General features: G+C 57.9%; 5 protein-coding genes. 4 read left to right on the forward strand and 1 reads right to left on the reverse strand.

The annotated features are described in order from the left end of the window. Nucleotides 1-247 precede the first annotated feature (247 nt). The gene (gene pta, locus B9A24_RS09570) at nt 248-2,338 is read right to left on the reverse strand and encodes a phosphate acetyltransferase (protein ID WP_084445014.1); all 2,091 of its coding nucleotides are present in this window, start codon (nt 2,336-2,338) and stop codon (nt 248-250) included. Between the two features lie 249 nt (nt 2,339-2,587). Here pta and B9A24_RS09575 point away from each other — a divergent pair, with 249 nt between their 5' ends. The 4 genes from B9A24_RS09575 (at nt 2,588) to B9A24_RS09590 (ending at nt 8,521) form a co-directional block, all read left to right on the forward strand. After that, on the forward strand, nt 2,588-3,598 hold the full coding sequence (locus tag B9A24_RS09575; protein ID WP_084445016.1) for a glycoside hydrolase family 43 protein: 1,011 nt from the start codon (nt 2,588-2,590) through the stop codon (nt 3,596-3,598). Nucleotides 3,599-3,999: 401 nt separating this feature from the next. Beyond that, nucleotides 4,000-5,796 carry a serine hydrolase domain-containing protein gene (locus B9A24_RS09580; protein ID WP_159452010.1) on the forward strand — a complete coding sequence of 599 codons (1,797 nt, stop codon included), beginning with the start codon at nt 4,000-4,002 and terminating at the stop codon, nt 5,794-5,796. Between the two features lie 305 nt (nt 5,797-6,101). Then, on the forward strand, nt 6,102-7,688 hold the full coding sequence (gene treF, locus B9A24_RS09585) for an alpha,alpha-trehalase TreF (RefSeq protein ID WP_084445020.1): 1,587 nt from the start codon (nt 6,102-6,104) through the stop codon (nt 7,686-7,688). A gap of 143 nt (nt 7,689-7,831) precedes the next feature. Continuing rightward, nucleotides 7,832-8,521 carry an SOS response-associated peptidase gene (locus tag B9A24_RS09590; RefSeq protein ID WP_084445022.1) on the forward strand — a complete coding sequence of 230 codons (690 nt, stop codon included), beginning with the start codon at nt 7,832-7,834 and terminating at the stop codon, nt 8,519-8,521. Nucleotides 8,522-8,579 lie beyond the last annotated feature (58 nt).

The raw sequence follows: 8,579 nt of genomic DNA on the forward strand, positions 1-8,579 counted from the left end.
GAAATTTTATCAAAACATCAGAAGGCGAATCCCAATATGGAGTTAGAAATTGGGGCTATGCGAAGTGTAGTCTACGTGAACGAATACGGAAGGCAGTTCAAAAATGCTTGCAAATAAAACGTTTGCTAACATCAGCTTTGTAAAGGCAGAGTTGATGGACAAAGCCTCAACTCAATACCTTTATTGGGCACCAGCAAGTTAACGAAGCCGAACATCTATTTCCTGCCTTCACGAAGTTAACAACCTGCTACCCCTGCGCCTGAATAGCGGTGATAATGACCGTATTCACCACATCCTCCACGGTGCAGCCCCGGCTTAAATCATTTACCGGCTTATTCAGCCCCTGCAATACTGGTCCAATAGCCAACGCCCCGGTTTCGCGCTGCACGGCTTTATAGGTGTTGTTGCCCGTATTCAAATCGGGGAAGATGAGCACGCTGGCCTGGCCGGCTACCGTGGAGTCGGGCAGCTTCTGGCGGCCTACAATGGGGTCGACGGCGGCGTCGTACTGGATGGGGCCTTCCACTTGCAGGTCGGGGCGGAGCTGGTGCACGAGCTGGGTGGCGCGGCGCACTTTCTCTACTTCCGCGCCTTCGCCGGAGGTGCCCGAGGAGTAGGACAGCATGGCCACGCGGGGCTCAATGCCGAAGCGCAGGCTGCTCTCGGCCGAGGAAATGGCAATTTCGGCCAGCTGCTCGGCGGTGGGGTTGGGGTTCACGGCGCAGTCGCCGAACACGGCCACGCGGTCGGGCAGGCACATAAAGAACACCGACGACACCACCGACACGCCCGGCTTGGTTTTGATAAACTGCAAGGCCGGCCGAATGGTGTGTTGAGTAGTGTGTACGGCCCCCGATACCATGCCGTCGGCGTGGCCCTGGTATACCATCATGGTGCCGAAGTAGGATACGTCCGTCATCATGTCGCGGGCCATGTCGAGGTTCACGTTTTTGGCTTTGCGCAGTTCGTAGAGCGTTTCGGCGTACTCGGCGAAGCGGGGCGCGCGGGCGGGATCAAGCAACTGAATGCGGCTCAGGTCGAGGCTCAGGCCCAGGCGGTTGACGGCGGCTGTGATGGCGGTAGGGTCGCCGAGAATAGTGAGGTCCACGACATCCAGCTGCTGGAGGCGGGCGGCGGCGCGCAAAATCCGGTCGTCGTTACCTTCGGGTAGCACGATGTGGCGCCGCCGACTTTTGGCCCACTGCATGAGCTTGTACTGAAACATGTGGGGCGTCATGCCTTCCGCTTTGAACGTAACCAGCTTCTCTTCTAGGGCGGCCACGTCCATATACTGCTCGAAAGTGCGAATAGCTAGCTCTATCTTCTTCGGGTTATCGGGCGAAATACGCGACTGGATAGCGCCTATCTGGGTGGTAGTTAGGAAGGTGCCCGTCGCGACGGATAGAATAGGTATCACCATTTCGAGGCCTTCCATCAGCCGCACCACATACTCGTCGGGGACGATGTCGCCGGTGAGCACGATGCCGGCCACTTTGGGGAAGTTGGCGGAAGCATTAGCCTGCAAAGCGCCCAGAATAATGTCGGCGCGGTCGCCGGGGGTTACGATGAGTACGTTTTCCTTGATGCGGCGCAGAAAGTTGGGCACCTGCATGGCTCCGGTGATGAAATTGTCGACCTGATTGCTCAGTAGATGCTCGCCGAGTAAACATTTGCCCCCCAACTGCTCCTGAATTTCCTTCATGCTGGGGCTGCGCAGACTTTGGTTTTCGGGAATAACGGCCAGGACGATGCCCGCCGGTAATTGCCCCCCAAGCAGCTGGCGGACCTCATCGGCCTGACTGGGGGGCATTTTATTGACCAGTACGGCCAGCACGGGCACTTCCCGCGCCTCAAAGTTGCGCAGCACCGTCAGGGCCGCGTTTACGGCCTGATCGGTGGTTTTACCCTCGCCCGAAATCACCAGAATAGCCGGCGCGCCCAGGTTTTTGGCGATGGAAATATTGGCGTCGAACTCAAAGGCCGTTCCCGCCCCCAGGAAGTCGCTGCCTTCCACCACCAGAAAGTCGTACTGCTCTTCCAGGGCCTTGAATTTGTGGATGATGGTGTCGATAATATCGCCCTGGGTGTCGCCCTCCACGAGGCGCATGGCGGCCGCGCGGGTGTAGGCGTAGGCCCCATCGTAGGTGATGGGCAGCCCAAAATGGCTGATGATGGTTTCGATGTGGGCGTCTTTCTTCTCGGCGGGCTCAAAGTTGATGATGGGCTTGAAGTAGCCGACTTTGGGCGTTTTGCGCAGCAGCATATTGATCAGGCCCAGCGACACGAGCGACTTGCCGCTGTAGGGCTCGGCGGCGGCGATAAAAACGGTTTTGGTCATGATGCGGAAGCGAGGTCAGGTATTGCTGTACGATTGAGAAGCAAAGAGAGGCGGAACAGAATTGTGGTTGCAAACCAAATGAGTAATTCCAAAAGACACCTGGGCGGTCATACCTGGCATTCTCATTTACTAGTGATTAACCATCAATCCAAAACTATAGCTACGGTCGCGTTTCCAGCGTACTTAACGTAAGCCCAGCTGCTCAGCTACAGCGCTGATGCACAAGCTTTTTACCTAAGCACTGCCTGTATGTCCGCAAAAAAGCCCCCCAGCACGTATATCAATCCCATTCTCAACGAAGACTTTCCCGACCCCACCATCATCCGTGCTGCCGACGGTTACTACTACGCCTACAGTACCCAAACCAAGTGGCGCAGCCAGCTGATTATCAATATTCAGGTGGCCCGCTCCCACAACCTGACGGATTGGGAGCTGCTAGGCGACGCGCTGCCCCAGAAGCCCACCTGGGCTGATACTACCCAGAAACTCTGGGCACCTCACGTCAGTGAGCACGACGGCCGGTATTACCTCTACTTCTCGGCTCTGCCGAACGGCGCTACCGAGGGGTTGTGCCTGGCCGTAGCGGTGGCCGACGCGCCTGCTGGCCCGTTTGTGGACATCGGCCAGCCGTTGCTCTGCGGGGAAAGCTTTATCAACATCGACCCTATGAGCTTCGACGACCCGGCCACCGGCCAGCGCCTGCTGTACTGGGGCTCGGGCTTCGGGCCGATAAAAGTGCGCGAGCTGGCTCCCGACCGCATCTCTTTTGCCCCCCACAGCGAGGCCCACGACCTGATACAGCCCGTGCCAGACGAGGCCCCCACCAACTATCAGCGCCTGATTGAAGGGGCGTGGGTAGTGCTGCGCGACGGCTGGTACTACCTGTTTTACTCCGGCAACAACTGCTGCGGCCCCGATGCGCACTACGGCCTATTGGTCGCCCGCTCGCGTAGCGCCACCGGCCCCTTCGAAACCCTGCCCCAGGCTACCGGCGACCCCAACCGGATGCTGCTGGAAGGCAACGAGCACTGGCACGCCCCCGGCCACAACTCCGTCGTGACCGATGCTGCCGGCCACGACTGGCTGGCCTACCACGCCATCGACCCCCAGCAGCCTACCTTCGACGCCATCGACGCCGACCAGGGCTACTCCCGCCGCGTCATGCTCCTCGACCGGCTGGAATATCACGACGGCTGGCCACGCCTAGTGAGCGGCGGAATCCCTTCCTGGCAGGCCCAGCCCGCGCCGGTTACGGAATAAACAGTTAGGAAAAAGCCCCCTAGCCTCGCTTCTGTCGCATGTCATTAATAACCAAAGCAGATGAGGCGCGGAGCAAAGAGGCTGGGGGGCTTTTTCGTCTCCTTTAGTCGCGCCAAATGGCGGCGTTTGGTTGCCGGGAGGTAACATCTAGCTGCTACGGTTTCTGAAAGTCTGCGTCTAACATAGAATAATATAATTGCGCTATTTAGGATATTTTCTTTATTTAACTATACTCTATTACGTTTTCAGATAAGTAGACAAGCTGTAGGCACAAAAAGTTTATATAAAAAATGATATTATTAATCGTATAATCTTGGAATTGTGGAATAAAAATGGCGTAACAGTAGGCGCTGCCCCAGAGCAGACACGAGCATACTGGCTATCCTTTTTTATCCCCGTTTTTGAAAAAACTATACACGCTCGTTTTATTGCTGCTTTCCTTGCGGGCTGGTGCCCAAACGGGCGTGCCAGTGTCAGAACTCGCCCACTTTGACGCCGCCATTCAGCAGTTTGTGCAGCGCTGGGACGTGCTGGGCGCGTCGGTAGCGCTTAGCCGGGGCGATAAGCTAGTGTACGCCCGCGCTTTCGGCTACGCCGATCAGGCCCGCACCACGCCGTTGCAGCCCCACCACCTGATGCGAGTGGCCAGCTTGTCGAAGCCCATCACGGCTATGGCCATTATGAAGCTGGTGGAGGAAGGCCGCCTCGAGCTCGCCCACAAAGCCTTTGGGCCGGAGGGCTACCTGTCGGACGCTTACTACACGGAGGTTATCGACGACCGCCGCGTTTATGATATCACGGTGCAGCAACTACTGGAACACAGCGCCGGCTGGGACCGGGAGAAAAGCTGCGACGGTTTTGCCAGCTGCGACCCCATCGATTTCCCAGAGCATGTGGCTCAGGCGATGAACGTACCCAACCCCGTGGGCGACTCCACCCTAGTGCGCTTTATGTTGAGCAAAGGCCTGAACTTCCGGCCCGGAGCGCGCTACGCGTATTCTAACATAGGCTATCTGGTGTTGGGCAAGATAATAGAAGCCGTAACCCTGCAGCCGTACGAGGTATGGGTGCGCGACCACCTGTTGCGGCCCAGCGGCGTGCGTGAAGCTCACCTCGGGCGCAACTTATTGGTGGATAAGCAGGAACGCGAAGCTGAGTACGACAGCCATTTCCAACAGTCGTCCTGCTATGGCACCGGCGAAGTAGTGCCTGCTGCTTACGGCGGCTGCAACGTGGAAGCCATGAGCGCCCACGGCGGCTGGATATTCACCGCCCGCGACCTCACGCGCCTGCTCATGGCCGTAGATGGCTCGTCAGAAAAACCAGGATTGCTGAGCGCCGCCACTATCGCCACGATGGTAGAGCCCTCCGCCGTAAATGCGCGGTACGCGAAAGGCTGGCAGGTAAACCCCGCCGGTAACCGCTGGCACAGCGGCTGCCTCGATGGCACGGCCACCTATCTGGTGCGGGCGGAAAAAGGCTACACCTGGACTATCCTGCTGAATACCCGGCGCGACGATGCCGCCTTCTGGCAAGAGCTTGACCGCCTGGGCTGGGCCTGCGTTCGGGGCGCGGCCGCTTGGCCGGCTCATAACCTGGTTGGTCCTGACCAGAATGCGGCCCAGCTTACGGGTACTTCTTTGAATAAAACGAGCACCCTGCTGAAGTGGGCCAATGGTACCGGCAACCGCCGCCTGGTACTTATGAAAGCGGATAGCCCCGTCGATGACTTTCCCCTTGATGGCGCCGACTATGTAGCCAACCCGCGCTTCGGCAAAGGGGAGCCATTGGCTGGCGGCAGCTTCGTAGTAGCTGATGGCGAAGCAGATACGGTGAGGGTTAAAGATCTGGACCCAAACCGCGCTTATTTCGTGCGCGTCGTGGAGTATGCCAAGTCTGAGACGACCAGCTATCAGGCGCTGTATGCGCTGGAAGAGAATGCCACAATGATTTTGAATGAGCATTTGGCCGAACCTTACTTGGTGGCGGCCCAGACCGAGCTGCACATGGAGGCTAATTCGGCCTACACCGAACTGGCGCTACAATTAGTGCCGGCTTCGTTTTCCAGCGATGCCCATTATCTACCAAGTGGTATTCTGCCCTCCGGCTCTGCTTCTCCTGGACTGGAGTCATTAAGCAATCAGCAGGGCCGAATCCGCGATTCGGGCCGCGCGGTACTGCGCTTGTTTACGAAGTAGCGCAAGCTGCGCATAGCTGAACCGGTGACGCATATTTCCAGCGGGTAACTCTCAAAACCTGAGCGAGGCTATTCAGCCGTTGGTAGCTTCTCGCTCACTCGCCCGCACTCATAGCTGTAGCTGCTACACAAGAAAAGCCCCCCAGCTATTGGTCCGGGGGGCTTTTCTTGTGTAAACGTTAAACTAAGGGTGTGCTGGGCAAGGTCCCCGCTCTGGGACCCGACAAAGAGAATACGCCCCTGAATCGGCGGAAATGGGAATGCTTGCGTACCTTTTAAGCACCTACTGCATCAGACCCATTACTTATGAAAAAACGGTTGCTTTTGCTTCTGCTGTTTCCGCTGTTTGTCAGCGTCCACGCCCAACAACTCTCGCCCCGACAACTATATCCGGGCTTATTTGAGGAGGTTCAGCTAGGTCGAGTATACGCCGACAACAAAACCTTCGTGGACGCGCTGCCCAAGGAGTCGCCCGAGGCCATCATGCAGGCGTATGCGCAGCAGAAGAACAAGGCCGGCTTTCAGCTCAAAGCGTTTGCCGACACGTACTTTTTGCCCCCCACGGCTGCTACCACGCTGTACCGGAGCAATGTAGCCGCCGGGCTGCGGGCCCACATCGATACCCTGTGGTCGGTGCTGGCCCGTCCGGCTGATACTGGGGGGCAATTTTCGTCTTTGGTACCTTTGCCTCATCCGTACATCGTACCTGGGGGGCGTTTTAGGGAAGTATATTACTGGGATTCTTACTTTACGATGCTGGGCTTGCAGGAAAGCGGCCAAACTACCCTCATCCGGCATATTCTTAATAACTTTACCTACCTGATCGGGAAGTATGGATTCGTGCCCAATGGCAACCGGACGTACTACCTTACCCGCTCCCAACCACCGTTTTTTTCGCTCATGGTGGGGTTGCTGGCGCAGAGCCAGGGCGATACTACAATGGTGCGCTACCAGGCGCCGCTGCTGCGCGAGTACGCGTACTGGATGGCTGGGGCTGATTCGCTTGCCGTGGGGCAAGCTAACCGTACGGTGGTGAAAATGCCCTCCGGCCAGGTGCTCAACCGCTACTGGGATGCCAGCGACCAACCCCGCGAGGAATCGTACGCGGAGGATGTGACGGCCGCCCGCGAGAGCAAACAACCGGCGGCCGTATTCTACCGCAACGTGCGCGCCGCGGCCGCGTCCGGCTGGGATTTCAGCACGCGCTGGTTCGACGAATCGGGGCAGCTGGCTTCTATCCAAACCATTAACCTGGTGCCAGTCGACTTAAATTGTCTGCTGTATAACCTGGAAAAAACCCTGGCTCGCACCTACGAGCTGCAAGGCAACACGGAGGAGGCGCGCCGCTATCAGCAGAAAGCCGCCGGGCGTAAAAAAGCTATTCAGGCGTATTGCTGGGATAAAAAAGCCGGCTGGTTTATGGATTACAACTGGGTGCTAGGGCAGCGCTCGGCCATACGTACCCTGGCTGGGGTTTACCCCCTGACGTTTAACTTGGCAACACCCAAGCAGGCCCGGCAGGTCGCAGCAGGGCTACAAAAAGATTTCCTGAAGCCGGGCGGACTACTCACTACCCTCAATGCCAGTGGCCAGCAGTGGGACGCGCCTAATGCCTGGGCACCCCTGCAATACATGGCTATTCGGGGGCTGGAAAACTACCGCCAAAGGGAGCTGGCTGGTACCGTTGCTAGTCGTTGGGTAGCGCTTAACAGTAATGTGTTTCGGCAAACAGGTAAGCTGCTGGAGAAGTATAACGTAGTGAACACGACTCTGGAGGCTGGTGGGGGAGAATATCCCTTACAGGATGGCTTCGGTTGGACCAACGGCGTGCTACTCAAGCTGATGAATGACTATAAGTTGGCAGATAAAGAGGCCGTGCGCAAGCCTAAGTAAAGCCGGAAAGCGCGCTTAGACTTGCGCACGGCCCGTACGGCTTTGGTTGATCCACTTTCGCAACGGGCGGGTCATGTGCGCAGCCATTAAACAAACCATTTCCGGCTGTCTCGGTGCCCGGCTCATCTCTCACTTGCCAGCTTATGTGCGGCCGCTATACTTTTATCTCGCCAGCCTCTGCTATTGAAAAGCGCTTTGATGCTCGCTTCACCGAAGAAATGCCTCCTAACTTTAATGCGGCACCTTCACAGCAGCTGCCTGTCATTACTAACAGTGCCCCCGGCCAGATTCAGCTGGTGCAGTGGGGCTTGGTGCCGGGGTGGGTAAAAGACATCAAAACGGCCCTCAAACCCATTAATGCCCGCGCCGAAACGCTGGCCGAGAAGCCGTCGTTTCGGCAGCTGCTCCAGCGGAAGCGCTGCCTGGTGCTGGCCGATAGCTTTTATGAATGGCAGCAGGTAGCGCCGCCGGCCGGGGCCAAGGGCAAAAAAGCCAAGGTGCCCCACCGTATTCTGCTTCGCGACGAGCAGCCCTTCGCCTTCGCCGGCCTCTGGGACGAATGGGCGGACCGCGAAACGGGCGAAGTGCTGCCCACCTTCACCATTATCACCACGGAGCCCAACGACCTGATGGCCCGCCTTCACAACCGCATGCCCGTAATTCTGCCGCACCGGGAAGCGGAACTGGCCTGGCTCGACGACGGCGTATCGGCAGACGACCACCAGCGCCTGCTCCGCCCGTATGCCACCGAGCTGATGCGGGAATACCCCGTCAGCACCCTCGTGAATTCGCCCGCGCATAACTCTCCCGATGTGCTGGCGGCGGCACACTAATAGGGCGGGCTTTGGCCACAAGGCTATCTGTGCTGAAGCTACAGCAGACTGCCACACG

It is taken from the genome of Hymenobacter roseosalivarius DSM 11622, from assembly GCF_900176135.1.
GTDB lineage: Bacteria > Bacteroidota > Bacteroidia > Cytophagales > Hymenobacteraceae > Hymenobacter > Hymenobacter roseosalivarius.